The organism is Pseudoalteromonas gelatinilytica (assembly GCF_001641615.1).
Taxonomy (GTDB): domain Bacteria; phylum Pseudomonadota; class Gammaproteobacteria; order Enterobacterales; family Alteromonadaceae; genus Pseudoalteromonas; species Pseudoalteromonas gelatinilytica.
On sequence record NZ_LRRU01000022.1, the window covers coordinates 250,379 to 277,173 of the forward strand.

The window sequence follows — 26,795 nt, forward strand, 5'->3', positions numbered from 1 at the left end:
ATAAAAAAACCGCAGTGACTGCGGTTTTTTTATGCCTGTATTATTACGGGTTGCTATTAATGCAGCCAGCGAATGGCATCATTGATCATACTGTTGTAGCTATCAAGCGGAGCGCCAATACTCGCTATTAAGATAGTATCCGCTCGCTCACCGCGGTTGATGTGACCCGCGAAACGCTCATCATTGAAATCGTCAGAGCCGGTACCAAATGGTTGCTCGTCAGAAGGCACAATGAATACCGTCATCGGGCCAAAATCAGACTCAAACACCAAGTGCAGACCTTTTTTGCCTTGAAAGTCACAAAACATTAAATAAGTTACTTTACCTGGTAGCTCATCTAAATGTCCGCCAATGGTGGCAAACTTTTCGTTCACATAGGCAAGGTCTATTGCTTCATGTTTATCCAGCGAGCCAATCTCATGGTAAAGGTGCGCAAAAGCATGCTCACCGACACTGTATAACGTATGTTGTTTGTTAGTAACAAAGAACACACTAATTGCCACTAAAAACGACGCTGCAGCGGCTAAATACAGGCGATTAAAGGCAAAGCGCGACTTAGCCTCTATAATGGTGTCTAGCGGCTGCTCTGAAGGCGCGTCTTCAGCGTCATAAGTATTATCAATAATTCGCTTCGCTAAATTTTCAGGCACAGGAATGTTAAGTGCCTTGCTAAGATCATCGTCAAAGGCACGTACATCATCAATAAACGCCTGTTTATCTGTGTCCTGCTCGGCAAACGCTTCAAGTTCCTTATCAATAGTGCTTGGCTCGGCGAGGATGCGGCGGCGAAACTCGAGTTCATCCATTAATTTGATGCTCCTCTAAGTTGGTCATCATCACTGCTTAAAGCCTCTTTAAGCTGGTTTCTGGCACGGAAAAGTCGTGTCATGACAGTATTTTTATTTAAATCGAGGATCTGGGCGATTTCATCGCCAGAGCAACCCATTACCACTTGCAGCAGCAAGGGCTCTCGATACTCTTCAGATAACTTTCCAATTTGTCGTTGAATCACTGTTTGTTCCATTTCAGCATCAAGAGTTGTACTTTGTTCATCTACAAGGGTGTCGTTTTCAACATCGGCGTAATCAAATTGTTTACGTTCAAAGCGGCGTGCATTTTCACGGCGTAAAATCGTCAACAGCCAAGGTTTTACCGCTTGTTGATCTTGCAGTGAATCGAGGGCACGCCAAGCCCTCAGGAAGGTTTCCTGCACTAAGTCTTCAGCAATGTTCTGATCACGACACAACCAATATGCAAAGCGAAAAAGCTCACTGTGGTAGACATGAACCAGCGCTTCATATCGCTTTTGTTTTTCTGTCATAGTAACTAAGACCTGCCTATCAGAAAAAAACTTTCTGAAATTATTATTTTTTTCTTAAAAAAACGGCTAATTCAAGATTAGCCGTTTATATTCAATCTATTAGATTAGTTGTTAATCGTAAAGATTTTTTAATTCAGTAGCATTACTTGTCGATTTAGCGTGCTTTGTTGCTTGGCTTAGCAAGTTGACGATTAAATTTAAATCAACGTGTTCTTCTGCTGAACTATAAAGTTTAGTGCGTAATTTAGCAATTTCATCATTAAGTTGTGTATTTTTGAGTGATGCTTGCAAACACTCGATGGCCGCAGCATTTTTACCTGTTTGCTGCTTAGCATAACGACTTAAGGCATTATAAAACGCTGAGCAATTATTTTGTTTTGCTAACTGCTTGAGCTCATTTAATGACGCCGACGACACGCTCGTAGGTAATGCTTCCGAGGTCGATTGTTGAGGGCGCTTTTTAATGTAAAGCACTAAGGTGATTAACCAAAGTCCATAGCCGACAATTGCCACGATAATAAGCCATAAAGGCGTAGTGACTTGCGTAACGGTTTGTACATCCGCAGGACCTTTACTCACCATGCTTGAACTATTGTTTTGCGGGGCAGTGATGGCAGGGGCTGTGGGAGTAAGTGGATTTGTACTTGGCACAACGGTTAATGTACGTGCTGGAATGGTGGCATAGCTAATACGATTGATTTTAGTATTAAACCAAGGCAGCTTTATTTCAGGCAATGTGTAAGTACCCGGTGTTTGCGGTAACAAAGCATAAGAAGCTGTTTGCTGAGAAATAACACGACCATCACGTACTAAGTGGTTATTTTCTTTCGCATCAGGGTAGCTTCTAAAGCCTTGCACCTGTGGCATATCGATATCTGGAAGTTGCTCTTTTGTCACACCTAACGCAGTCAAAGTAATGGTGCGAGTGATAGGGGTGCCAACTTCAACAGTGTCATCTTTTGGCTGCCATTGCTCATCAAGATTGACCAACTCACTCGGTAACCAAGCGCCTGTGTAGTTATCTGGAATTGGTTTAATTTCCACATCAACATCTTCGCCCATCGCTGAGACAGCCATTTGACGGTAGTTTTGACGAATACGGCCATTGAACACAGGAGCCGTGATAGTATTCACGCCACTTTTTTGTGGCTGTACTAAGTACTCACGGGTGATCACTAGATAGCGTTTACCATCAATTAACTCATATTCTTCAGACTGCTTGTTAATCGGTGTTAACTCAGCGTTCTCCATTTCTGGTGTAGTTAAGTTGCCATCCAGCAATTCTTTGTTGTTGTCTAAATACAATTTAACCGTATAAACACCGGCTTCTTGCACGTATAAGCTAGTTGGCTTGATGCTGGTTTTAATGAAGGCTTCTTTATTTTGTTCAGAGGTTTGGCTGCGTTTAGCCACCGTTAGCTCAATGGGTTTTGAACTAACACCGGCAACAGTAAAGGCAGGGATGGTATAAGTGCCTTCTTTACGGGTCATCAGCTTTACAGACCAGTTGGTTTGCTTGCTGATTTCACCATTAATAATATTGGTGCGAGAGCTGACACTGGTTGGCCCTACAACAAAGTCTTTTAATAACACCGAAGTGTCAGGTTGCTCGCTGTTAATAGAGTCGTCTGCTGAGATGGTTAAAACAAAAAACTCACCAGCAAGGACAGGGTTTTTATCAACACTTGCCTGTAACTGGGTGGCAGCCCAAAGCGGCGCTGCCGCGATTAGCAATAAACAACATAATAATCGCATTACCATGATTTTTCGGCTCCTCGTGGACGACGTTGATAGTTTCGTTTTTGTGCTTCTAATTGCATTTTATTTCTTAATAAGATCGCAGGATCATCGGGAACTTTGCGCAGCAGCTGGTTAAGTTGCTGAGCTTTCTCTTTCTCTTCATTAGTCAGTTCAGCAGCTTGTGCCTGCATGGCTTGTTGCTCTGCTTGCTGTTTAGCTTGTTCATCACTTTGCGAAGGCTGTGGCTGGGCATCTTGTTGCTCGGGAGCTTGCTCTGGCTGTTGTTCACCTGATTGTGACGACGTGTCTTTTTCAGATTGCATTTCAGGTTTGTTTTGCTGGTCACTTTCAGACTCGCTTTGTTCACCTTTTTGATCTGATTGCTCACCTTGCTCAGACGGTTGTTGGCCATCTTGCTGCTCACTTTGCTCAGAGTTTTCGCCTTGCTGGGAGTTTTCACCCTGTTGCTTTTGCTGGTTATCTTGCTGACCATCAGAGTTTTGTTGATCATTGTTTTGCTGTTGATCTTGTTGCTGTTGTTGTTGCTCTTGCTGCTGCAATAACTGTTCAACGAGGGCTTGGTTTTCTTTTGCCTCAGTGAAGTCATTTTTAAGCTGTTGGGCTTGCTTATACGCTTCTATGGCTTGTTCTAGCTCACCCGCCTTGGCAAGGGCATTACCGTAGTTGTAAAAGCCCGTCGCAGATTTATCTTCACTAAACGCATCCATGGCAGCTTGGTAATTACCTTGCTGGTAAAGGGCGGCGCCTTTAAGTTGCGTGTTTTCAGCTTGAGCGGCTTGTTCAAATTGATTTTGCTGGTAGGCATCAAGAGCGCGTTGGTCTTGGTTTTTAAATACCTCTGGTAATTCAGCGGCGTATACTTGTTGCTGAGGTAGGAGCATAACAAACAAAAAGCCAAGTACTAGGCTGCTACGGCGAATTAAAAATAGCGCTAACGGCAATAAAATAATCAGGCCGTAAATACCTGCATCAACTCGCCATAATGCTTGGCTTTGTTTCTCATCTTTGAGTACTTCAGCATTAGCAGTGGGGGCAAATGTTTGAATATCTTGATTACTGGTTTGATACAGTGCAAATTTGCCACCGCTATTACGTGCAAGCGCACTTAAGCGGCTGATATTTAGCGTCGGAATCACAATCTGCCCTTGCATATCTTTTAAAAAGCCACCTTCTGGTAACTTAATCGGCGCCCCTTGCTCTGTGCCGACGCCATAGACATTTAAGCGATAATTAGACTGAGCAGTAAAGCGGCTAATATCTTCTTGATCTAAGCTATCAACCCCATCGGTGACTAAAATAATATCACCATCTAAATAGCCCGCTTGTTTTAGTAAATCGTCGGCTTTTTCTAGGCCTTCAATAACATTTGAACCTTTGCTCGGCATGATATCAGGGCTTAGACTTGGGATAAGGTTAGCCAAGGTGCTGGCGTCATTGGTTAGCGGCGAAATTGTGAATGCAGAGCCTGCATAAGCGACCAATGCCGTATCACCTTCTTTGAAAAGCTCAATCATATCAAGTGCTTTAAAGCGAGCTTGAACTAACCGGCTTGGTGCGATGTCGGTACTGAACATGGAGTACGACATGTCCATCACAATGACCCGTGCATTCTTTGCTTGAAACACCGGGACTTGTTTCTTCTCAAAGCTTGGACCTGCTGTAAACACGATGGCTAACAGAGTAAATACAGCAACTAGCCAAAGCGGTTGGCTTTGTTTTTTATGATTGTCGCTCATTATAAACTGCGCCAAATGGGGCGCAATTAAATCAGCAGGGGCGCTTTTTTTGTTGCGTACCAACAGCACACTAAAAATAATCAGCGCGGGGATTAATAACCAAAGTAGGGCAGGGCGAATAAATTCAAAATCCATACTAGCTCTCCTGCTTAAATTGGCGAATAAAATTGACTAGCATTGCTAAACCGATAAATCCAAGTGCGACAAGCAGTGGAATATAAAACAATGAAATTTGTGGGCGGAACGTTTGCTCATAACTACTGATAGGCTCAAGTTTATCGAGCTCTTGATAAATTTGCTGTAAACCAGCGACATCTTTTGCTCTAAAGTATAAGCCGCCAGTTTGCTCGGCAATGCGTTTTAGTAAAGTTTCATCCAAGTTACCACCACTCATACCACCCACATTAAACAGGCTAAAGCCACGTTTACTATCTGAGCCAACCCCTATGGTATACACTTTAATGCCTTCTTCGCGGGCTAACAGTAGCGCATCTTCAGGATCAAGGTTACCGGCGGTGTTTTGACCATCGGTTAATAGCACTACGATACGGTTACTTTCATCTTTATTAGCAAAACGTTTTACGGATAAACCTAACGCATCACCGATGGCTGTTGCTCTACCTACTAGGCCAATCTGCGCTTCGCTGAGCATTTGGCTCACCGTTTTAACATCACGGGTAAGGGGCGTTTGTAAAAATGCGGTATCCCCAAATAAGATAAGACCAAGGCGATCACCTTGACGCTGCTCGATAAAATCACTGAGTACAGCTTTTACCATAGTGAGCCTATCTACATATTGATTATTTCGATACTCCATATCTTGCTCTGTCATTGAGCCAGATAAGTCCACCGCAAGCATAATATCGCGTCCTTCATTAGGCAGCGTGATCGGTTCATCAAGCCAAGTTGGGTTTGCAATAGCGACAACCAAAGAGACCCAAACAGCCCATTCGAGAATCGAAACTTTGCGGCTATGTTGTTGTACTGCTTGATTATTTAAGCCAAGTTTAGCAAAGCCAGGAATACGTAAACGTAACTGCCCTTGTTGTTTTAAGGGCATGAAGCGGCTCAATAACCAAGGCAGTGGTAAAAGTACAAAACACCATGGCCAACTAAACTCAAACATTAATTGGCTCCTTGAGTTTAAAGTTGCTGATAGCACTGCGCAATTTAGCCCCAAGCTCAGCATTATTACTATGCTGTTGATAAAGCGGCATTAGTTCATCATAACTAAAGTTGTCGCCACTGAGCTTAGATAAACTTTCTGACCATTTAGCCAAAGGCTGAGAGGCAAGTTGGCTGTTGTAATAATGGCGAGTTAAGCGTTTTAAAATAATGTGCAGCTCTTGCGTATCCTCATCGCTGAGGGTTTTGCTTAATTTAATGGCTTGTTTTTTGGCTTTTTTAAACTGCTGGTTTTTATATAAAAGCACTAAGCCGATAATTAATAACGAACCAACTAAGGCGATGATCAGCCACCAAATTGGAGCAAGTGGCCACCATGCAACCTCGGTCGGTGCAATGACATCATGTAAGCCATCTAGCGGATTTTTTTGCATTGTTACTTTCTCACTAATTGCAGCTCAAGTGGAGTGGCTGCACTGAATGAAATTAAACTAAGCCCAGATTTTTGTAAGCGCTTTAATCTATTAGAAAACGACTCTTCGGCAGACTTAGCAAAGCGCTCGCGAAATTGCTTATCCATTAACGGTAACGCAAGCTCTTGGCCATTCGCCGACACGGTCACAGTTTGTTTAAAAGCAGGTAGCTGGTGCTCGAACGGATCGCTAATATGGCAACCAATCAATTCACAGTGTCTGCTGAGTATTTCAAGCTGTTTGAAGCTTGCTTCATCAAGCGCACTAAAATCGGAGACGATATAAACCAAGCTTCCTGGTTTTGCTAAATGATTAAGGCGTTTAAGGTTTTCGCTGAATAAGCTGGAGGCTGTTTGGTCGATATTAGCCAGTGCTTGACTGTGAATATCACATAAGTTGTGACAAAGCTTTAACACGGCTTTTTCTCGAGAGGTGGGTTTTAATTCGTGATGACCTTGCTGATTAAACACCAGACCACCGATGCGATCACCTCGTTGGCACGCTGACCAAGCAACCAATGCGCTGATATGCGCTGCTTGCACCGATTTTAACAGTAACTTTGAGCCAAATAGCATCGAGTTAGAGAAGTCGGTAAAGACAAAAACAGGGCGCTCTTTTTCTTCTTGAAACAGCTTAGTGTGGGTTTCGCCAGTGCGTGCAGTAACACGCCAGTCGATAGAGCGTATGTCATCACCGGCTTGGTAATGACGCACCTCGGCAAACTCCATACCGCGGCCTTTATGGGGCGCAAGGTATTGCCCAGCTAAGCTGTTTTTGATTTTTACTTTGGGCGCAAGTTCTAGCAAACGAGCTTTGGCTTTGTAATACATCAACTCTTTGAGTGATAAATTGACGCCTTGACTATGACTCGCTGCTAACCACGCCGCTGGATCAAATTGGCTCGACATAGCTTATGGTACTGCCACCAATTCTAAAATACGGCTGATCACATCGTCTTTACTGATACCATCGGCCTGTGCTTCGTAACTTAAGATAATACGGTGACGCAATACATTGTGCAGCACAGCTTGAATATCATCAGGCGCAACAAAGTCACGACCTTCTAGCCAAGCATGCGCGCGGGCACACTTATCAAGGGCAATCGTTGCACGTGGGCTTGCGCCATATTCAATCCAGCGACCAAGTTGCTCATCAAGCTCTGCAGCTTCACGAGTGGCAACAATTAACTGTACTAGGTATTTCTCAAGCGGCTCAGCTAAATACAAACCTAATATCGCTTTACGGGCAGCAAATAGCTCACTTTGACTAATTTGCTGTGTCGTAGCTTGCTTGTCAGAAATAGCCTCGCCACGGGTTAGACGTAGGATATCTAATTCGTGTTCAGCACCCGGGTAATCAATGCTCAAATGCAATAAGAAACGATCAAGCTGAGCTTCTGGTAGTGGGTAAGTGCCTTCTTGTTCTAGAGGGTTTTGGGTTGCCATAACCATAAAGAGATCAGACAGTGGATAGGTGTTTTTACCCACCGTTACTTGGCGTTCAGCCATGGCTTCAAGAAGAGCTGATTGCACTTTAGCAGGAGCACGGTTTATTTCATCTGCCAAAATTAGGTTATGAAATAACGGGCCTTTTTCAAATACGAACTCACTGGTTTGCTGGCGATAAATATCGGTACCTGTGACATCTGCAGGTAATAAGTCTGGGGTAAATTGCACACGTTGAAAGCTGCCTTCAACGCCTTTTGCTAAGGCATTCACTGCACGTGTCTTAGCAAGACCCGGAGGGCCTTCTACTAATAAATGGCCGTCTGCCAAAATCGCGATTAACAGTGCTTGAGTTAATTGTGGTTGGCCGATAATTTGCGTGTCTAGGTATGATTTTAATTGTGAAAATGCGTTAACTGCCATAATAAAAAGACTGTCCTAAAAGCGTGAGTCAAAAATTGTTTTTGTTATGCGCCAATACGTTACATTCAGTGCCGATAAATTCTTTTCGCGGTACCGTGATGGGGCGCCATCAACAAGTTATAAGGATTCAAAAGTTATAACACAAGTGTTAGACAGAAAATCCTCAAATAGTTCGTTATTTTTTAAGGATTTTTAGCCTACCATATAAATTCGGTGTTTTTTGTAAATAGGCCGAAAAAAGCCTATGGTTGAAAACTTACTATTGGCATTCGTACACGGGTTGTTTTAGAATCAGGAAAAACAAACAGGTCAGACCTGTCAGCGGGAGAGCATAAATGTCTGAGCAAAATATACTTAAAACAGCAAAAGGCGATCGTATCGCTATCGTTAGCGGCCTGCGAACGCCATTCGCAAAGCAAGCCACAGCATTCCATCATGTACCAGCCCTTGATATGGGTAAGTTAGTTGTCAACGAAATGCTTGAGCGACTTAACTTCGATAAATCTGAAATTGACCAACTTGTATTTGGCCAAGTAGTGCAAATGCCAGAAGCGCCAAATATTGCCCGTGAAATTGTACTAGGTACGGGTATGCCTGTTTCTGTTGATGCTTATTCTGTTTCGCGTGCGTGTGCGACAAGTTTCCAAGCCATTGCTAACGTAGCCGAGTCAATTATGGCAGGCTCAGTGCAAGTAGGTATCGCTGGTGGTGCTGACTCATCGTCTGTGTTACCCATTGGTGTTAGCAAAAAATTAGCGGGTAGCCTTGTTGATTTAAACAAAGCACGTACGCTTGGCCAGCGTTTAAAGATTTTCTCTAAACTACGTTTAAAAGATTTACTTCCTGTTCCGCCAGCGGTCGCTGAGTACTCTACTGGTTTATCTATGGGTCAAACAGCAGAACAAATGGCAAAAACGCATAACATTAGCCGCGAAGATCAAGATGCTTTAGCACATCGTTCTCATACCCTTGCAAGCCAAGCGTGGGCAGATGGTAAACTGAAAGACGAAGTAATGACTGCCCATGTTGCGCCTTATAAGAGCTTTATTGAGCAAGACAATAACATTCGTCATAACTCAACAGTTGAAGGCTACGCGAAGTTAAAACCAGTATTTGACCGTCAACATGGTTCAGTGACTGCAGCTAACGCAACGCCATTAACCGATGGTGCCGCTGCGGTATTAATGATGAGCGAGAGTAAAGCTAAAGCATTGGGTTACAACATTTTAGGTTATGTGCGTAGCTTTGCTTTCTCAGCAATTGGTGTACATGAAGATATGCTAATGGGTCCGGCACACTCAACGCCAATTGCCCTAGATAGAGCAGGTATCACACTAGCTGATTTAGATTTAATCGAAATGCACGAAGCATTTGCAGCGCAAACACTGGCTAACATGAAGATGTTTGCGTCAGATAAATTTGCACAAGAAAAGCTAGGTCGTAGCAAAGCGATCGGCGAAATTAACATGGACAAGTTCAATGTTTTAGGTGGCTCACTTGCATACGGTCACCCATTTGCGGCAACAGGTGCGCGCCTGATCACGCAAAGCTTACATGAACTTAATCGTCGCGGTGGCGGCTTAGCGCTTACGACTGCGTGTGCAGCGGGTGGCTTAGGCGCAGCCTTTGTATTGGAGAGTGCGTAATGACAGATTCAGTATTTAGTTTATCAGTGGCTGATGACGGCGTAGCCGTTGTAACCATTGATGTGCCGGGTGAGAAAATGAACACCCTGCGCAGTAGTTTTGCAGAAGATTTAAAAACCTTACTTAAAGACGCACAAGCGCAAGCGGTAAAAGGCATGGTATTTATCAGTGGTAAAAGCGATAACTTTATCGCTGGTGCTGATATTAAAATGCTTGATAGCGCTAATAGCCGTGAAGATGCATTAGCGTTAAGCGAAATGTGCCAGCAAGCATTTTTCGATATGAAAAAGCTGCCTTTCCCAACAGTGAGTGCCATTCATGGTGCGGCATTAGGGGGTGGTTTAGAGTTTGCTTTAGCTTGTGATTATCGCGTGTGTTCAGACAGCGATATCACTAAGCTTGGTTTGCCAGAAGTACAGTTAGGCTTATTACCTGGTGGTGGCGGTACTCAGCGCTTACCTAAATTAGTTGGTCTACAAAAAGCACTTGAGTGGATGCTTACTGGTAAGCAAGTACGTGCTAAGCAAGCGAAGAAAACAGGCTTAGTAAATGATTGTGTTCCACACAGTGTATTACTTGACGTTGCTAAAGAGTTTGCCCTGAAAGGTAAGGCAAAGGTCACTAAACCAAAGCTAGACCGTTTAAGCCAATTACTTGAGTCAAACCCATTTGGTCGCAATATTATTTTCAAAAAAGCACAAGAAAACGTACTGAAGAAAACAGGCGGTCACTACCCAGCACCTTTAGCCATTATTAAAGCGGTTCGTGCAAGTGTTGAACTTGATCAGTTAAAAGCATACAAAACTGAAGCTGAAGGCTTTGCCACGCTGGTAATGAGCGATGAGTCAAAAGCATTACGCGGTATTTTCTTTGCAACCACTGAAATGAAAAAAGAGTGGCGTAATGATGATGCACCAGCAATCGCTAAAGCGGCAGTATTAGGTGGCGGCCTAATGGGCGCGGGTATTGCCCATGTTAGTGCTGTAAAAGCCGGTGTTCCTGTGCGCATTAAAGATGTGGCTGAAAAGGGCATCAGCAATGCAATGAACTACAGCTATAAAATTTTAGATAAAAAGCAAAAGCGTCGTATTTTATCTAAAGCAGAGCTACAACAAACCATGAACCGCATTACCGGTACTACCGATTACAGTGGCTTTAAACACATTGATATCGTTATCGAAGCAGTGTTTGAAGATCTTGCTTTAAAGCAAGGTATGGTGGCTGATGTTGAACGTGAATGCCAAGACAACACTATTTTTGCAAGTAATACCTCGTCATTACCGATTGCACAAATTGCTGCGGATGCAGCACGCCCAGAAAATGTAATTGGTCTGCATTACTTCTCACCAGTTGAGAAAATGCCACTTGTTGAGATCATTCCTCATGCTGGTACGTCTGAAGAAACCATCGCTCGCGTCGTTAACTTTGCCCGTAAGCAAGGTAAAACACCGATTGTGGTTAAAGACATGGCTGGTTTCTATGTAAACCGTATCTTAGCGCCTTATGTCAATGAAGCGGCTAATTTACTGCTTGCAGGTGAGCCGATTGAAAAGATTGACCAAGCATTAGTAGAGTTTGGTTTCCCGGTAGGGCCTTTAGCGTTACTTGATGAAGTAGGGATTGATATCGGTTCTAAAATTGCGCCAATCCTTGAAAAAGAATTGGGCGAGCGCTTTAAAGCCCCGGATGCCTTCAATCGCTTAATCGACTCTAAGCGTTTAGGTCGTAAGACTGGCCGTGGTTTTTATCTTTACGACAAGAAAGATAAAAAAGTGGATGAGTCAGTATACGAGCTTCTTGGTGTTACGCCATCACCTCGTTTAAACAAGAGCGAAATTGCTAAACGTTGTGTTGCGCAAATGCTAAACGAAGCGGTACGCTGTTTAGATGATGGCATTATTGCAAGCCCGCGTGATGGTGATATTGGCGCAATTTTTGGTATCGGTTTTCCACCATTCTTAGGCGGTCCATTTAGCTATATGGATAAACTGGGTGCAGCACAAGTGAGCTCAGAAATGGCGACTTTTGCTAACTACAACCCAATTTTCACACCTTGCGATACGTTAAAAGCAATGGCTGAAAAGGGTGATCGTTTTTACCAAGCAGAAAGCGAAGAGCCGGCAGTAGCTGAAATCGCGCCAGTCGATCCGGTTGAAGTAACCAAAGAAGTGGTCGAAGACGAGCAAGCGTCAGAAGTCGCGGATACAGAAACGACCAAAAGCTAATTCTTTAAATTGATTAGTTAATATAAAAGCCCTGCTCATTGAGCGGGGCTTTTTGTTTCGATATTGGCCATAAGTGGTATTTAACTCGTGAAGTCGGTTTGTTATAACTAGGTTTATTTACAAAGCGATTAATCACCATGACTCTCACCACTGCGCGATTAACATTACGGCTATTAAATGCCGATGACTGGCCATTGTTTTATACTTTGCATAATGATGCCGAAGTTATAGCTAAATGCTTCGATAAGCCCTCAGAGGCGCAGTTACGTGCTAAGTTTAATGAACGTTTAAAGCCTTGGCAGCCAAATACGAATTCACCACTTTGTTTAGTTATTGTTGAAACCAGTACCGGTAAAGAGGTGGGTGTAACTGGCTTTACCTCATCAACAGTGCCAGATAGTCAAGAGGTTGGTTATTTGCTACTGCCTAATTTTCATGGTCGTGGCTATGCTACAGAGTCTTTGCAAGCAGTGCTTAATTACGCCACATCAGAGCATGCGGTGCGTGAATTTAAAGCGGTTGTCACCGAGGGTAATATCGGTTCGGAAAAAGTACTTGAGAAGTGTGGTTTTCAGTTAGTCGAGAAGCAGCTAGATGCGTATGCCATTGGCGGCGTTTTGTATACCGATCATCATTTTCATTTAAGTTGCACTGATCACAGAGTGTGATCAGTGCGCAATTTTACAGATGAAGCGCAATCGCTTTTCTGTCTTTTTCTGGCATATTCGCAACCACTAAATCAAACGAATTATCGATCATTCGTTCAATCTCTCCTTGTGGTACGGTGCCATCTAAAATAACCGTATTCCATAAACGTTTGTTCATGTGATAACCCGGGATCACCGACGGGAAAATATCACGCAGTGCTTGGGCTTCATCTGGATCGCATTTCAGATTTAGCCACCATACAAGATTACCTTCATCGTCTGTTTGACCTTCTTTGCCCTCGGCAAGGGTAGCAAACATTTTATGATTCACCTTGTAAACGTCGACATCTTGGCCAAATGGTTGGGTGATCATCACCAATGGCTTTTTCATTAAATACTCGTGTACTGTGTGTTGATTCATGATCCAATCCTTGAAGTCATTTTTCGTAGTTATAAACATAGCAGCTTTTTCGTAGTTTGGAGACAACTATTGTCATAATTTGCTGAAAAATCGAATAAATAACGGGCATGAGTGAAAACTGCAAATTTTTATTGAACAAAAGCCATTACGTGGTAAATTTCTGTCATCAAAAAACGATAGGAATACACCCATGCCTAAGGCAAGTGAAGTTAAAAAAGGCGCCGCTATCGAGCATAACGGCCGTGTTTTAGTAGTTAAAGATATTCAACGTTCTGTACCACAGGGTCGTGCTGGTGGTAGTTTATACCGCATGCGTTTATACGATGTAGTAACAGGCGGTAAAGTTGATGAAACTTTTAAAGACAGCGACATGCTAAAGCTAGCTGACTTAACTCGTCGTGAAGCAATGTTCTCTTACATTGATGGAGACGAATATGTTTTTATGGATAACGAAGATTACACGCCTTACAACCTAAATAAAGAAGCGATCAGTGAAGAAGTTTTATTCGTTAATGAAGAAACTCAAGGTCTTCACGTTATTGTGATTGATGGTGCTCCGGTTGGTTTAGATTTACCATCAAGTGTTGAACTTGTTGTAGAAGAAACTGACCCTTCAATCAAAGGTGCTTCTGCAAGTGCTCGTTCTAAACCTGCGCGTTTAACAACAGGTTTAACAATTCAAGTTCCTGAGCATATTTCGACAGGCGATCGTATTCGTATCAACACTGTTGAACAAAAATTTATGGGTCGTGCAGAAAAATAATTCTGAGGCTCTTAAAAACCGGCTTAATGCCGGTTTTTTTGTTTTATTTGTAACGTGCTCATAACAAAATTCATTGAAAAAGGAACGAAAAACGCGCATTATTATTAGCTTACGAAAACAATAATAAATACCAGTAGTAGATTAATGTTAAACCACGGATTGGAAAACAGAGAATACATCAAACTCCCCGAAGGCGTTGATATCGCCATCACTCCCGCCGGCGTTGTTGCGCGAAGCTATGCTTACATTATCGATTTTCTTATCCGTAGTTTGGTTTTACTTGCTGTGGGTACTGTATTGGCATTTTTTGGCGATGCAGGGCAAGGACTTATATTAATTGCTTACTTTTTAATTTCATGGGGCTATAACATCCTGTTTGAAATGGAAAGTGGCCAAACGCCGGGTAAAAAACGCCTTAAAATCCGTGTTGTGCAAGACAATGGCTTACCAGCAAGCTTCTCGCAAATAGTGGTGCGTAACTTACTACGCCCAGCAGATATGCTGCCGATAGGCTACTTCTTAGGCCTTGTGGTTATGTTGTTTAACAACCGTTTTAAACGCATTGGTGATTGGGCTGCAGGCACCATGGTCATTTACGACGATGAGTTAGCTACGCGCCCTGAATTATCTCAAGGTGAAGTGCATATTCCGACCATCAGCTTAACCACCGAAGAGCAATTAGCTGTGCTTGCTTTTGCTGAGCGTCATGATGAATTATCTGATGCAAGGCGCCGTGAGTTGGCAGCTATCTTAGCTGCACCGTTTTCTGCTGAAGAGCATGAGATTGAGGCGCAGCTCGTTAGCTATGCACGCCACTTTGCTGGACAATCTCAACACGATAGCGATTACCCGCAGCAGGAGGGTAAGCAATGAAGCAAACTCAATTTGTAAAATCAAATAGTGTCAGTTGGGATGAATTTGAAGCGCTTTGTGAACAAAATAATGCAGAGTCTTTACCTGTTAATTTCCCTAATTTGTATCGCAAAGTCTGTAATGATTTAGCTATTGCCCAAAGTCGTCAATACAGCCCAGTGTTGATTGAGCAAATAAACAGGCTGGTGCAGTTAGGACAAAAGCGCCTTTATTTATCTCGAAGTAATCAATTCTCTGAAATATGGCATGTGGCACGCACGGCATTTCCGCGTGCACTGTATGAAAATCGTTTCATGCTTGGCATTAACTTATTGGCATTTTGGGGATTGGCCTTAATTGCTTTTATTTGGGTGACAATCGACCCTGATGCCGCGTATACATTTTTAGGGCAAAGCACCGTTCTTAATATCGAACAAATGTATAACCCAAGTGGTAGTGTTCAATCAGCAGAGCGCGGTGCATCACAAGATCTGATGATGTTCGGGGTCTATATCTACAATAACATTGGCATTGCATTTCAGATGTTTGCAGGTGGCGTGTTGTTTTGTGTTGGCGCTGCTTTTTTCTTGTTGTTCAATAGTTTTTATTTTGGTGCCGTTGCGGCTCACATTGTGAATGTTGGATTTGAAGGGCCGTTTTTCTCGTTTGTGATCACCCATGGCTCGTTTGAGTTAACCGCTATCATTATTGCTTCAGCGGCGGGGTGTCAAATAGGCTACGGCTTGTTAAATCCAGGGCAGTATACCCGTGCATATGCGATGAAACAGGCTGCACAAAAAGCACTTCCGCTCATTGTTGGCGCATTTTTGATGTTAGTCATTGCCGCTTTTATCGAAGCATTTTGGTCACCTCGTGATATTGCTAACGAAATTAAATATTTAGTTGGCAGCGGTTGTTGGGCCTATGTCATTTTTCGCTTATACAGGGGAATGCGCTATGGAGCTTAATCGTCTTAGCTTCAATCCGCGCAAGCGCAGTGCTTACGAGACCTTTGATTTAACAGTGTTGTTAGTTAAGCAGCATGCTGTGGCGTTGGTCTCTTTGTATTTGATGATGGCCGTGCCTGTATTTCTGATTGTTAGCTTCTTAGTGAATTGGGGCATAGGTGGCTTTGTTGTTTGGTGGCTTAAACCTGTATTTGAGCGACCTTTACTCGATTACATGTCAAAAGCGGTTTTCAATCAGCCAGTTAACATAATGAGTAGCTTAAAGTCACTCAAGCAGTTAAAAATCGCTGATATGCTAGCGCATTTAACCGTTTTTAGGCTCAGCCCAAACAGAGCGTTTTTAGCCCCTGTAGAACAACTCGAGCGACTATCAGGCGAGCGCAAAACTAAGCGTAAGCGAGTTTTATTTGCTTCAACTAAGCCAAAACAAACATTATGGATGCTGTTTTGTGTGCATTTTGAATTCATCATTTTAATGGGGATATCGGCGCTGACGATTGCGCTTGTGCCCCATTCATTTTCTGCACAAGAAGCGATGTATCAGCTATTCGAAGCGCCAGTTTGGGTTGAGATAGCATTTAACTTTATCTATATCATCAGTATATCGTTAGTTGCACCGTTATTTGTAACAGGTGGTTTCCTTGCTTATTTACACCGCCGTGTCGAACTAGAAGGCTGGGATATAGAGCTGGCTTTTAAAAATATTCGCACCCGTTTGGCAAGCGTCGTCAGTGCCGTGACGCTATTTATACTGATAACGTTTACGCTGCAACCATCAACAAGCTATGCAGAGCAAATCGATAAACAAGCGGTAAAAGAGCAGGTTACAGCACTCTACAATGAGCCTAATGTCATTGAAACTGAGACCACGTGGGTGCCAAATATCGAAGCAAAAGACAGCTCATCAGAGAGTGATTGGTCTTGGCTTATCGATGTGTTTACTGCGATTGGTGAAGTGTTTGGCATATTTGTTTGGGTACTGGTCGGCCTATTAGTTATTTGGCTAGTGTATTACCTCATGCAAAAGCGCGGGTTTTTTGCAAATTTAAGCTTACCAGAGCGTACAAAAGTAAATGAAGAGCCAGTGATCCCCACTTTATTTGCTGAAATTAAAAGTAAAGATTTACCTACTGATTTAATTGCCGCAGCAAAGCAGTGTTTTGAGCAAGGTGAGCACCGCTTGGCACTGGCATATTTGCTTCATCATGCGCTGAGTTGGGCACAGCAACAGCATGAAGTGCGCTTGCACCGCTCTATGACTGAGCGCGAATGTAAACGTGCAATTGATGCAAGGGTGCCAAACCAAGGACAAGCGATTTTTGCCCGCTTATTTTCTGCGTGGGTCACGGTTGCTTGGGGTCATAAAACCCCTGATATCGACTTTATCGAGCTGACTGAGCAAGTTACTACTATGACAGCAAAGACTAAGGAGCAAGCCCATGAAGCTTAAAGTTGTGCTCATAGCGGCGCTAGTGGTGTTTAGCTTATTTGTTATTGCTGGTATTGCTTCTTTAGATTGGCAGAAAAAAGAAATAGAAATTGGCTTTCATAGTGATGTGGCAAAAGATAACTTCACGATGGCTAAGCGGCTACTTAAAGCCAATGGTATCGATTGGAATAAAAACAAACGCTTGGCAGAACAAGCACAAGGTGATGAGTTAAACATTGACCCGCAAAGTATCTTAATTTTGGATGAGGCGGTGCTTGCTGACTCTTACCAGTTAGATGTACAGCTTGCTGATTGGGTTGGTGAGGGCGGACGTTTAATTTATGTATTAAACAGGCAGCGCGATGAGCTGGCGATTGATAGCACCGTATTTTTTAGTCAGCTTGGCATCAATGTAGAAAGCCAAGAAGATGTGTTTGAATATGATTTTGCGATGCTCAAAGAAGGGAATAAAAATAGTACGCTGTCAATCGATGAAAACACTCAGCTTGACCTTGAGCTAAGCCGTGCCTTTTTTATTGAAAACTGCCCAGGTGTGAGTACCAATAATGATAATGGCGACACCTTGATGTGTGACTTTGCATTTGGCCAAGGTCGGATCATCGTGATGCCTTCACTGTTACCTTTTACCAATTATCGACTTCGCCATCTTGATCATGGCAGCTTATTACTTTGGTTAAGTAAAGGGGCTGAAAAAGTAACCTATGTACCTTATCTAACTTACCCAAATTGGTTTGCCAAATTATGGCACTGGAGCTGGCAATGTGTGGTGACGTTACTGTTATTAATTGTGCTTGCAGTGTGGCATATCAGTAGTCGCATCGGCCGCTCTTATGCACCTGACTTTGACATAAAAACCAGCTTTAATCAGCATATCCGTGCAGTGGCGAGCTTTTATTCTGAGCATGGTCACGAAGCCGTGTTATTTGCTGCACTAAAGAAAGATTTTTACGCCAAAGTTGAGTCGCGGGTACCTAATTTTAAAATGCTCAGTGTAGAAAAGCAGGCGCAGATCATCGCTAGTTTAACTCATTTTGAAAAACAACTAGTGGCTCAACTACTTGCTAGCAAGTTGCCTGAGTCAAAAGAACAACGAACAGAATATATAAAACGATTCAAACAATTAAGGAATGCCTTATGAGCACGGAATTGGACACTAATCGCATGAGCTTAGTTGAGGCAGCTGATGCAGTAAAACAAGTAAAGCATAACATTTCGCGTGTGTTAGTCGGTCAAGATGCCATTGTTGAAGATGTGCTTACCGTGCTATTTGCAGGTGGCCATGTGTTACTTGAAGGGGTTCCTGGGCTTGGTAAAACGCTATTGGTTAGAGCCCTAGCAAAAAGCTTAAATGTGGACTTCTCACGCGTGCAATTTACGCCGGATTTAATGCCATCGGATGTTGTTGGCCATAGTTTGTATGACATGAAATCAGGTGAGTTTAATATTAAAAAAGGTCCCGCTTTTACTAATATTTTGCTGGCTGATGAAATCAACCGTGCACCAGCTAAAACGCAATCAGCCCTCCTTGAGGTGATGCAAGAGCAACAAATCACCATTGATGGCGAGTCATTATCTATTGATTCACCATTTATGGTATTAGCCACTCAAAACCCATTAGATCAAGAAGGGACTTACCCACTGCCTGAGGCTGAATTAGACCGCTTTATGATGAAAGTGGAGCTTGGTTTTCCTTCTCATGAATCGGAAGTTGAGCTTTTAAAACTGAATACACAGATTGTTTCTAATGAAACCAAAGTAGAGCAGCTGCCAGCAGTCTTGGATGCTAAGCGTATTGCAGACATTAAACAGCTTTGTGCAGATATCTTAGTGGACGAACAAATACTGAATTATGCCGTCGATATCGTGCGTAGTTCACGAACGTGGCAAGGCGTGCTGCACGGCGCAGGGTTACGTGCCTCAATTAATATCATTAAAGCCGCAAAAGTAATGGCATTAATGAATGGCCGTGACTTTGTAACCCCAGATGACGTGAAGTCAGTGTCAGTGAATATTTTAAGACACCGATTAATTTTATCAGCTGATTTGGAGCTGGAAGGGGTGTCATTTGATGAAGTGATCAGTGCCATTTTAGCCAGTGTTGAAGCGCCGCGCTCATGAAACGCATCAAGCATAGACCTGCAAAACGCTTAGTGCAATTAACCGCTTTGTTGCTGTTATTCTTGCTTGTCTGTGCCATTGCATCGGTTGACAGCTTAGTGCTAACGGCCTTGTTAATAGTGCCCTTATTGGTCGCATTTGTCGATTATATGGCGGCGAAGTCAGAGCCTTTACTTGAAGTAAGTGCACAAACGAGTCTCAACATGGCTTTGTATCGACGCCAAGTATTGCAGGTCGTGATTAAAAATAAAGCGAAGCATGCGACGATGTTAGATGTCAGCGTTCATTTGAGTAATGCAATTGAGCTGCAAAAGCCACAGCAAACGGTGTTTATAGATGCTATGCAGCAAGCAAAGCAGAGCTTTAGTTTACGTGCTCACAAACGAGGCGATGCGCAGATCAGTGCCATTGAACTTAGGGTCGGGTCGCCATTTGGCCTTTGGCAAACAAACTGGTTAGCTGCGCAAGCGATTCAATTAAAAGTGTATCCCGATTTTAGCCGTGTTACCTCAAAGCAACATTTAAGTGGCGTAGTGAATAAGCCTATTTCAGGTTTAAAACTCACTAAGAAGCGCGGTGATGGTATTGAGTTTCAGCAGTTACGTGAATACCGCCAAGGTGATAGTGTTAGGCAGATAGATTGGCAGGCGACCAGTAAGCGTCGAAAACTCATTTCTCGTGAGTATCAAGAAGAGCAAAACCAACACGTCATTGTGATGCTCGATGCCTCCAAAAAAATGGCCATAGAAGCCAATGAGGGCAGCCACTTTGATCATGCTTTAAATGCATTATTACTGCTGTCGCACACAGTTTTAAAGCAAGGTGACTGGTTTAGCATGCAAAGCTTTAACCAAAACCTGCGCTGGTTACCCGATGTAAAAGGCGCACAGAATGTATCACGGGTAATGAATCACTTTTATGATCTATATCCAGATAAGAGCAGCAGTGACTATTTAGTGGCTGTGAACCAATTAATCGCTAAACGCAGTAAACGGTCTTTAGTGTTATTAGTGACCACCCTTGATGAGCAAAGTATTGATGAGTTGATGCCTGCAATTAAGCTATTACAAAAACACCACTTAGTTGCGCTTATTAATATTAACAATCGTGCCGTGAGTGAAGTGCTCGATGAGCCTATTGAAAAGTACGAAGATGCAACCAGCTATTGTGCAGCATTAGCGCTGTTAAATTCACATAAAGCCAATATGGCAAAGCTGAAAAAACAAGGGGTGATAGCCATAGACTGTAACCCTGAGCAGCTACTACCGCATGTGCTTAACACCTATTTAAATGTGAAGCACTCCGGGGCATTGTAATACTAGCTAGCAATAAAAAAGGCATTGAATTCAATGCCTTTTTTAATAAATAACGAAATCTATGAAACGATTATTTCTGATTATCAATAGCTTCGTTGATTTTGTATTGGAAATAAATAACGTTAAAGAAAAACGTTAAAATACCACCTAAATGAACTGGTTCATTGCTGCCTTCATTAATCAACTCTTTAATTGATGTACGAAGAGAGAAAACTAATACAATCCCAACAACAAAAGAAGCCAGCGAAACAAGCGCAGATAAACCTTCTGGAATAGATGTGAATGCTAAACCAATGTTAATTGCGTAGAGGGCAACATAGCCATAAACTAGGTTTTGACTTACCTTATGTTTAGCTAGCGTATTTGCTTGATTGGTCCGGCTTACTAGCCAGTATACGGCGTAAATACCAAATGTGAAAAGGCATAAAAAGAACACGCCCCAAGCAGAGAAGCGGTCAAAGTTTAAAATAGGTCTATTACCGCTGGTATTTTGCTGAGTAAGCTCAGCTTCTGGTGCTTCATAAATGTTAGCTGATTCTTCAGACATAACGATTCCTCATAATTATTTTTGTATATTCCTTTGTGCAAATTGCACGTACCGATAATAGCAGTGAGCTTGGTTTTTGTACATCATTTCAACAGCCTAGAAAGTAAGGCCAAGTAGCATCAAGGTCAGTATAAATAAGCCTTATAGAGGGTATAGCATGAGTGAAGTTTTAAAGCTTGCTGAAATTATGTACACTGCCGCTGATTTTAATGAGGTGCTGTGTGTTATTTGTTATTTTGAGCTGTGTATTTATTTTGGTGATGTATCTTGAGTCTCTGTCTAAAGGGATGCCTGTAAAGCGCTGGATGCTGTTAGGTGGAGTGCTTGGGCCTGTCGCTTGGTGTTTGTTTAACGTGCATTACCGACGCGCATTTGTGCGCCATGTTGGCCGACAATCGTGTGGTTGGCGACCTTAAGCTTTTACAGTTTTTAGAAGACTTGGTGCAGATTTATCGAGTTGCTTTTGTAAGAATGCGGTAAATTCAGGTTGAGATAACGGTTTAGAATAATAATAACCTTGGACTGTTTGACACTTTAACTGCTCTAACATAACGACCTGATCAGCTTGCTCAACCCCTTCTGCAACCACATGTAAATCAAGGTTATGAGCAATGGTCACAATTGAGTCGACCATATTACGACCACGTTCTGATTGCATGTCGTCAATAAAGGCTTTATCAACTTTCAAGGTATTTAGTGGGAACTGTTTTAGATAGGCTAATGAAGAGTAACCCGTACCAAAGTCATCCATTGCAAGGTGAATACCACGAGCACTGAGTGAGCGCATGACTGCAATTGCTTCGTTCGGATCGTCCATAACCGTACCTTCAGTGATCTCAAGCTCAAGGAAGTAAGAGGGCAGTTCATTTTTTTGCAAAATTACATCAATACGAGTGGTTAAATCAGGTAAGCTAAACTGCTTGGCCGATAAGTTTACTGCCACACGACCGCTGAATAAACCTTGATCTATCCACGCCTTTACATCGCGACACGCTTTGTTTAAAACCACTTCACCAATTTCGATTATTTGCCCAGTTTCTTCAGCGATAGGAATAAACACACCAGGGCTTATGACGCCTTTTTTCGGAGTAATAAAGCGCACAAGTGCTTCCATACCATCTAGCTTACCAGTACGAATATTCATCTTCGGTTGGTAATACACCTCAAAGTGATCTTCTTTTAGACCGTAACGCATCAAGTTTTCGATTTGTAAGCGTTTAACCGCTTCACGGTTCATGGTGTCGTTGAAAAACAGGTAGCTATTACCTTTTTTCTTGGCGTGATACATGGCTGTATCCGCATTTTTAAGCAATAGTTCTGGGGTGTTGCCATCTTCAGGGAACAGTACAATCCCGACACTCGAGGTGATCACCAGTTCGTGACCCGCCATATTGAAAGGCGTGGCAATTGCAGCTAAAAAGAGTTTAGCCATTCGAGTGATGGTATGAATATCGTTGGTGCCCGACATTACCAGCGCAAACTCATCACCGCCTAGGCGATAAAACACATCTTTTTCGCGGGTTAACTTATTCAAACGCATCGCAAGCTTAGACAATAAGCTATCACCAAGTTGGTGACCCAGTGAGTCGTTAATCTTTTTAAAGTTATCTAGGTCAAACACTAACAAAGCGTGATGGTTATCTTGTTTAGCAAGCTTTTTCAGGTTAGTGAAAAACAAATTTCGGTTCGGTAAGCCCGTTGTGCGGTCGCGATTAGATAAGTTATGTAATTGTGATTCGGCTTTTTTTCGTTCTGTTTGATCTGAAAACACCACCACATAGTTACAAATTTGGTTGTGCTCATTTTTGATTTCATCAATTGAAATTTCAATCGGTAACAACTGTCTTTTTGCATTGCGAAGTTTTACCTCTTGTTGCCAATGCTCCGTCGCTTTTACGGTGGCTTTAATTTCATCCACATAGCTTTGGTCATAACCATTTAAGGTAAAATCTTTCTTTAAATATTGTTCGCGGCTGCCACCAAACAAAGTCAAAAAGCTCGGGTTTAAGTCAACCAGCTTGAAGTTTTTATCGTAAATGGCGATGGCGTCAGTTAACGACTCAACGCATTTTGCAAACAGGTTTAAACGTGCTTCAGTTGATTTAAGCTGAGAAATATCTCGCACTGTACCTGTCATACGTAAAGGGTTTAGGTTTGCATCTTTTTCGATGATCTTGCCGCGATCCAGTACCCAGTGCCAGCGATCAAAACTGTCTTTTATACGGTAGCTCGCTTCAAAGAATGCGGTGTGTTCAGCAAAGTGTTTTTTTAGCGCTGTTTCGACGTGTTGTAAATCGTGAGGGTGAATCAATTCGCGGTTAGGGGGAAAGCCACTGCTGCTGTTTGTATCTGAGGTGTATTTATCATTTATTCGCAGCACTTCACCGGTTTTAATATTCCAATCCCAAAGTGTGTCACCACTGCCTTCTACGGTACTTTTTAAGCGATGTTCTGAAATTCGAAGTTGCTGACGTGAGCGTTTTAATTTAAAAATGACAAATAATAGGTACGGCAATAACAGCATCATGATAGCGCTTGGAATAAGCAGCAATGTGCTCTGTTCCAGCTCTATAGGGCTGGCGGATGCTGAAAAAATCCCAGCCATACTTATTGTTAAAAAAGCAGAAATCATTTTTATTATTTTTGTCATTAATGCATTACCGTAATTCGCACCAATTAATCTAATCTAAGCCCGCGTCCGAGTCAAAGAGAATGCGAAGAAAGGGTTGCTTTTGGCTGTTTTTTGGCCTTTGGCTCACTTAAAAGTTCTATTCTTGGTCGGTTATCGCTAAATGTCTCGGTAATATACTGCTGCATTTGAGTAAGGCTTAACATATCAAGCGCCTCTAAAAGCTGCTGTTGCATATTAAATTCAGTATCGCGATTACCAATTGCTAACCATAAACGTTGCGAGCGCAGGCGTAAATTTTTATCTTTTTCAGCAATGTGTGTGACAAGACCCGCTTTGGCATCGAGCCATTGTTGTTCAGTAATACTGTTTATTTGCGAGACATAATTGCTAATAAATTGCTGATGACGTTTCAGTATCTCATCTGCACTATGCTTAGGTGACTGCACATAAAAAGCGATACCTGCACGGGTATTAAATGGGGCATAGCCCGCTCCAACCAAATAGCCAAGTTGTTGTTTGGTTCTTAACTCATTAAAGTAGTCTTGATTTATTAAATGATTAAGTACCATCATTTGCACTTTTTCAGTGGTGTCATCGGTGCGTGCTTGGTAGTAAAGCACCATCGCATGATCGCTGCAATTTAACGTAAAACGCTGTTGCTCAACATCGGTAATATCATTGAGTGGTCGCGTTAAATCAATAATCGTGGTGCTGCCAGCTAAGTGTTCAGTCACTTGCTTTTGAAACTTAATAGCATCACTGCGCTGCCAGTTACCATGTAAAAAAGACTCAACATGCAAAGCTTTAAAAAACTCATTTCTAAAGCAATTAAACTGATGGAAACTGGTATCTTTTAAAGCTTGCGCTAAGGCATTCGGCTCTGGGTTCCACGGCATGATTTGCGCACCCAAAATACTAAATAACTCACTGACGGGTTTATTTTGATTGCTGTTTCGCCAGTGTCTCACAAGCTGCTTTTTATACTCAGCAAAGCGTTTTGCACAGATCTCAACATTAAAGAGCGCATCCAGTAATTCATTAACGAGCTCTAACTGACTCGATGAAAGGCCCGCAGTGTGTAGGGTTAAGCCGCCTTGGTGCGAGGTTAAATGATAACTAAGGCCTGCCAATTCTGCCGGATAAAATTGCTCAGCTACACTGTCCATAAACAGGTCGGCAAACAAGCGGGTAAGCGCCATGTGTTTAACATCTTTAATCGCAAAGGTTGAGTCCATTGCTAAGTAAAAGTGTCCTTTAGCCACCCGAAAAGTCGCATCTTGTTTGAACCAAAAATCAAAGCCCTCTCTTTTGACTAATAATTCTGGTTCATTGGTTGGCTCATCTAATGGCAGTAGTTCAACATCTTTAGTGAGATAGGGGTTGGCACTAGGCAAGCACATCTGTGGTAATGGTGTGTTTATTTCACTGAGTGCTTCAAGCCAACTTGTTGAGATATCTTCTACTTTATAGGGGGTATTGTACCAAGCGGTGGTGTGCTCTGGTTCAACACCTGGATGGATTAGTACCAAGCGCATGTTGTCAGGCGTGAGCCATTGCATGGCAATTTCGTGGGCGCAGCGATTAAAGCCTTCCATTAAATAATCGCCTTGCACATAGTTGGCTTCATCGTAATGCTGCATATTAATGCTTAAGTTACTCACCCAATCAATTAAGCGCGCTTTTTCTTGGTTATCGAAGGCGATTTGTAATAGGTTCTTTTTATCTTGATAAAGACGCGGCAATTTATCGCAGTTTTGGTTGATTAAGCAGATATACTCAAACACCATTTCGACGATATCTTCATAGTATTCAATACCTTCATCAGTTAACGCCATGCTGATATTAAAATCTTTGAAGTTACTACCATTAATACCGCCACCTGCTGACAGAGCATTGATCCAACCTTGCTCTTTTAAAATAGAATATAGCGACCCTTTGCCTTCGTAGCCGAGTAAGTGGGCAATAAAACTAACGGTTTTGTGACGATAAAAGTCATCAATATTTGGCATCGCAAAGCTAATAATGAGCTTTTGCATATGTTTATGAGGTTCAATGTGTAACACCTTACCTAAGTCTTGTTTACGGTAAAGTGGCTGCTCTATAATCTCTTTACTTTTAGGCTGCCCTTTTATTTCGCTAAAAAATTGTTTTACCCAAGTTGTCATGGTTGCAATATCTTCATTGCTACAGATCACCAGTGTCATCCACTGAGCCTGATAATGACTATCGAAAAAAGCGCGTAGCTCATCACTGATGCAACCTTCACGATCCGCAAGAGTTTGCTGATTACCGACCGAAAACTTTGCAAAAGGGTGAGCTGGGTTCACAGTTTCTTTGTGAGCCTGATAAATACGTCGGCCATCATCTTTTATTTTTAGCTTAAATTCTGCATCTATAGCATTACGCTCTTTACTGGTTTCTTTAGGATTTAATAGGGGGGCAATAAAAAAGCGGCTAAATTGCGCCAGTGCTTCAGCAAACTGTTGGTTGTTAATATCAAAGAAGTAGCAAGAGTGCTCTGTGCCAGTCCACGCGTTGGTATTGCCACCAGACTGTGATACAAAATTGGAAAATTCGCCCGATTCTGGGTACAAATCAGTGCCTAAAAAAAGCATGTGTTCCAAAAAGTGCGCGAGACCTTGTCTATCAAGGGGATCGTCGAAATGGCCTGCATTGATTGCCATAGAAGCCGCTGATTTTGTTGACTCTAAGTCTTGCACTAAAAGTACTTTTAGACCATTGTCCAGTGTTAGGGGCTGATATGTTCTGTTATCATTGCGGCTGATATTCAAAAGATGCTCCTGAAAGAATGCGTTAATGTCTTAACAACAGATGATATTTTCAGGAAAGCTAAAAAAGACAGAGCTACGAAAATCTACCTGAATATCATAAGCGGATGTTTAATGTATCTAGTGATGATATTCTA

22 protein-coding genes and 1 pseudogene are annotated in these 26,795 nt (G+C 42.5%); 11 read left to right on the forward strand and 12 right to left on the reverse strand.

Annotated elements, in window-relative coordinates; genetic code table 11:
• Nucleotides 1-56: 56 nt before the first annotated feature.
• From NH153_RS18450 to NH153_RS18485, 8 genes and pseudogenes are all read right to left on the reverse strand, one after another.
• Entirely contained in the window at nucleotides 57-806 is a 750-nt protein-coding gene (locus NH153_RS18450; protein ID WP_063706668.1) for a DUF3379 family protein, read from the reverse strand.
• A pseudogene (locus tag NH153_RS18455) lies at nucleotides 806-1,360 on the reverse strand (sigma-70 family RNA polymerase sigma factor); the annotation flags it as partial. The pseudogene NH153_RS18455 and the gene NH153_RS18450, both read right to left, overlap by 1 nt.
• A gap of 72 nt (nucleotides 1,361-1,432) precedes the next feature.
• The gene (locus NH153_RS18460; protein WP_063706672.1) at nucleotides 1,433-3,082 is read right to left on the reverse strand and encodes a BatD family protein; all 1,650 of its coding nucleotides are present in this window, start codon (nucleotides 3,080-3,082) and stop codon (nucleotides 1,433-1,435) included.
• A complete protein-coding gene (locus NH153_RS18465; RefSeq protein WP_063706674.1) occupies nucleotides 3,076-4,953 on the reverse strand; it encodes a vWA domain-containing protein in 1,878 nt (625 codons plus the stop codon). Before NH153_RS18465 ends, NH153_RS18460 begins: the two co-directional genes overlap by 7 nt.
• A 1-nt stretch (nucleotide 4,954) precedes the next feature.
• Nucleotides 4,955-5,944, reverse strand: a complete 990-nt coding sequence (locus tag NH153_RS18470) for a vWA domain-containing protein (protein WP_063706676.1) — start codon at nucleotides 5,942-5,944, stop codon at nucleotides 4,955-4,957.
• Nucleotides 5,937-6,377 (reverse strand): DUF4381 domain-containing protein, encoded by a 441-nt coding sequence (locus tag NH153_RS18475; protein ID WP_063706678.1) that lies wholly within the window; start codon nucleotides 6,375-6,377, stop codon nucleotides 5,937-5,939. Before NH153_RS18475 ends, NH153_RS18470 begins: the two co-directional genes overlap by 8 nt.
• 2 nt (nucleotides 6,378-6,379) lie before the next feature.
• Entirely contained in the window at nucleotides 6,380-7,324 is a 945-nt protein-coding gene (locus NH153_RS18480) for a DUF58 domain-containing protein (protein ID WP_063706681.1), read from the reverse strand.
• A gap of 3 nt (nucleotides 7,325-7,327) precedes the next feature.
• Complete coding sequence (locus NH153_RS18485) at nucleotides 7,328-8,284, reverse strand: AAA family ATPase (RefSeq protein WP_054553219.1); 957 nt, start codon at nucleotides 8,282-8,284, stop codon at nucleotides 7,328-7,330.
• A gap of 335 nt (nucleotides 8,285-8,619) precedes the next feature.
• Between NH153_RS18485 and fadI the strand changes: the two genes are divergently transcribed.
• From fadI to NH153_RS18500, 3 genes are all read left to right on the forward strand, one after another.
• A complete protein-coding gene (gene fadI, locus NH153_RS18490; RefSeq protein WP_063529462.1) occupies nucleotides 8,620-9,930 on the forward strand; it encodes an acetyl-CoA C-acyltransferase FadI in 1,311 nt (436 codons plus the stop codon).
• Nucleotides 9,930-12,155 carry a fatty acid oxidation complex subunit alpha FadJ gene (gene fadJ, locus NH153_RS18495; protein ID WP_063706683.1) on the forward strand — a complete coding sequence of 742 codons (2,226 nt, stop codon included), beginning with the start codon at nucleotides 9,930-9,932 and terminating at the stop codon, nucleotides 12,153-12,155. Before fadI ends, fadJ begins: the two co-directional genes overlap by 1 nt.
• A 137-nt stretch (nucleotides 12,156-12,292) precedes the next feature.
• Complete coding sequence (locus NH153_RS18500) at nucleotides 12,293-12,823, forward strand: GNAT family N-acetyltransferase (protein ID WP_063706685.1); 531 nt, start codon at nucleotides 12,293-12,295, stop codon at nucleotides 12,821-12,823.
• 13 nt (nucleotides 12,824-12,836) lie between these two features.
• Here NH153_RS18500 and NH153_RS18505 read toward each other — a convergent pair whose 3' ends face one another.
• Complete coding sequence (locus tag NH153_RS18505; protein WP_063706687.1) at nucleotides 12,837-13,223, reverse strand: MmcQ/YjbR family DNA-binding protein; 387 nt, start codon at nucleotides 13,221-13,223, stop codon at nucleotides 12,837-12,839.
• A 190-nt stretch (nucleotides 13,224-13,413) separates the two neighbouring features.
• Between NH153_RS18505 and efpL the strand changes: the two genes are divergently transcribed.
• The 7 genes from efpL to NH153_RS18540 all read left to right on the forward strand — a co-directional run bounded on the left by efpL (nucleotide 13,414) and on the right by NH153_RS18540 (nucleotide 20,690).
• Entirely contained in the window at nucleotides 13,414-13,986 is a 573-nt protein-coding gene (efpL, locus tag NH153_RS18510) for an elongation factor P-like protein EfpL (protein ID WP_063706689.1), read from the forward strand.
• Nucleotides 13,987-14,130: 144 nt separating this feature from the next.
• On the forward strand, nucleotides 14,131-14,859 hold the full coding sequence (locus tag NH153_RS18515) for an RDD family protein (RefSeq protein ID WP_063706690.1): 729 nt from the start codon (nucleotides 14,131-14,133) through the stop codon (nucleotides 14,857-14,859).
• Nucleotides 14,856-15,806, forward strand: coding sequence for a stage II sporulation protein M (locus NH153_RS18520; protein WP_063706692.1), 951 nt, complete (start codon nucleotides 14,856-14,858; stop codon nucleotides 15,804-15,806). The genes NH153_RS18515 and NH153_RS18520 overlap by 4 nt, the downstream gene beginning before the upstream one ends.
• Nucleotides 15,796-17,256: a hypothetical protein gene (locus NH153_RS18525; RefSeq protein ID WP_063706694.1), complete on the forward strand. Its 1,461-nt coding sequence runs from the start codon at nucleotides 15,796-15,798 to the stop codon at nucleotides 17,254-17,256. The genes NH153_RS18520 and NH153_RS18525 overlap by 11 nt, the downstream gene beginning before the upstream one ends.
• Nucleotides 17,246-18,394 carry a DUF4350 domain-containing protein gene (locus NH153_RS18530; protein ID WP_063706696.1) on the forward strand — a complete coding sequence of 383 codons (1,149 nt, stop codon included), beginning with the start codon at nucleotides 17,246-17,248 and terminating at the stop codon, nucleotides 18,392-18,394. The genes NH153_RS18525 and NH153_RS18530 overlap by 11 nt, the downstream gene beginning before the upstream one ends.
• Entirely contained in the window at nucleotides 18,391-19,374 is a 984-nt protein-coding gene (locus tag NH153_RS18535; RefSeq protein ID WP_063706698.1) for an AAA family ATPase, read from the forward strand. The genes NH153_RS18530 and NH153_RS18535 overlap by 4 nt, the downstream gene beginning before the upstream one ends.
• The gene (locus NH153_RS18540) at nucleotides 19,371-20,690 is read left to right on the forward strand and encodes a DUF58 domain-containing protein (protein ID WP_063706700.1); all 1,320 of its coding nucleotides are present in this window, start codon (nucleotides 19,371-19,373) and stop codon (nucleotides 20,688-20,690) included. The genes NH153_RS18535 and NH153_RS18540 overlap by 4 nt, the downstream gene beginning before the upstream one ends.
• Before the next feature lie 70 nt (nucleotides 20,691-20,760).
• On the opposite strand, the gene NH153_RS18545 is transcribed toward NH153_RS18540, so the two are convergent.
• Nucleotides 20,761-21,237, reverse strand: coding sequence for a DUF4234 domain-containing protein (locus tag NH153_RS18545; RefSeq protein WP_063706703.1), 477 nt, complete (start codon nucleotides 21,235-21,237; stop codon nucleotides 20,761-20,763).
• 221 nt (nucleotides 21,238-21,458) lie between these two features.
• On the opposite strand from NH153_RS18545, the gene NH153_RS21790 reads away from it, so the two are divergent.
• Complete coding sequence (locus NH153_RS21790; protein ID WP_138624605.1) at nucleotides 21,459-21,653, forward strand: hypothetical protein; 195 nt, start codon at nucleotides 21,459-21,461, stop codon at nucleotides 21,651-21,653.
• Here NH153_RS21790 and NH153_RS18550 read toward each other — a convergent pair.
• Together NH153_RS18550 and NH153_RS18555 are read right to left on the reverse strand one after the other, a co-directional pair.
• On the reverse strand, nucleotides 21,650-23,764 hold the full coding sequence (locus tag NH153_RS18550; protein ID WP_420820060.1) for a sensor domain-containing protein: 2,115 nt from the start codon (nucleotides 23,762-23,764) through the stop codon (nucleotides 21,650-21,652). The genes NH153_RS21790 and NH153_RS18550 overlap by 4 nt on opposite strands.
• A gap of 176 nt (nucleotides 23,765-23,940) precedes the next feature.
• Complete coding sequence (locus NH153_RS18555; protein WP_063706707.1) at nucleotides 23,941-26,661, reverse strand: insulinase family protein; 2,721 nt, start codon at nucleotides 26,659-26,661, stop codon at nucleotides 23,941-23,943.
• Between the last annotated feature and the right edge of the window lie 134 nt (nucleotides 26,662-26,795).

Coding starts and splice junctions, on each gene's coding strand:
- NH153_RS18505 (WP_063706687.1), bottom strand. CDS start 13,223: ATGAATCAACACACAGTACACGAGTATTTAATGAAAAAGCCATTGGTG.
- NH153_RS18515 (WP_063706690.1), top strand. CDS start 14,131: ATGTTAAACCACGGATTGGAAAACAGAGAATACATCAAACTCCCCGAA.
- NH153_RS18480 (WP_063706681.1), bottom strand. CDS start 7,324: ATGTCGAGCCAATTTGATCCAGCGGCGTGGTTAGCAGCGAGTCATAGT.
- NH153_RS18545 (WP_063706703.1), bottom strand. CDS start 21,237: ATGTCTGAAGAATCAGCTAACATTTATGAAGCACCAGAAGCTGAGCTT.
- NH153_RS18485 (WP_054553219.1), bottom strand. CDS start 8,284: ATGGCAGTTAACGCATTTTCACAATTAAAATCATACCTAGACACGCAA.
- NH153_RS18550 (WP_420820060.1), bottom strand. CDS start 23,764: ATGATGCTGTTATTGCCGTACCTATTATTTGTCATTTTTAAATTAAAA.
- NH153_RS18470 (WP_063706676.1), bottom strand. CDS start 5,944: ATGTTTGAGTTTAGTTGGCCATGGTGTTTTGTACTTTTACCACTGCCT.
- NH153_RS18535 (WP_063706698.1), top strand. CDS start 18,391: ATGAGCACGGAATTGGACACTAATCGCATGAGCTTAGTTGAGGCAGCT.
- fadJ (WP_063706683.1), top strand. CDS start 9,930: ATGACAGATTCAGTATTTAGTTTATCAGTGGCTGATGACGGCGTAGCC.
- NH153_RS18540 (WP_063706700.1), top strand. CDS start 19,371: ATGAAACGCATCAAGCATAGACCTGCAAAACGCTTAGTGCAATTAACC.
- NH153_RS18500 (WP_063706685.1), top strand. CDS start 12,293: ATGACTCTCACCACTGCGCGATTAACATTACGGCTATTAAATGCCGAT.
- NH153_RS18525 (WP_063706694.1), top strand. CDS start 15,796: ATGGAGCTTAATCGTCTTAGCTTCAATCCGCGCAAGCGCAGTGCTTAC.
- NH153_RS18475 (WP_063706678.1), bottom strand. CDS start 6,377: ATGCAAAAAAATCCGCTAGATGGCTTACATGATGTCATTGCACCGACC.
- NH153_RS18460 (WP_063706672.1), bottom strand. CDS start 3,082: ATGGTAATGCGATTATTATGTTGTTTATTGCTAATCGCGGCAGCGCCG.
- NH153_RS18520 (WP_063706692.1), top strand. CDS start 14,856: ATGAAGCAAACTCAATTTGTAAAATCAAATAGTGTCAGTTGGGATGAA.
- efpL (WP_063706689.1), top strand. CDS start 13,414: ATGCCTAAGGCAAGTGAAGTTAAAAAAGGCGCCGCTATCGAGCATAAC.
- NH153_RS18530 (WP_063706696.1), top strand. CDS start 17,246: ATGAAGCTTAAAGTTGTGCTCATAGCGGCGCTAGTGGTGTTTAGCTTA.
- NH153_RS18450 (WP_063706668.1), bottom strand. CDS start 806: ATGGATGAACTCGAGTTTCGCCGCCGCATCCTCGCCGAGCCAAGCACT.
- NH153_RS18465 (WP_063706674.1), bottom strand. CDS start 4,953: ATGGATTTTGAATTTATTCGCCCTGCCCTACTTTGGTTATTAATCCCC.
- fadI (WP_063529462.1), top strand. CDS start 8,620: ATGTCTGAGCAAAATATACTTAAAACAGCAAAAGGCGATCGTATCGCT.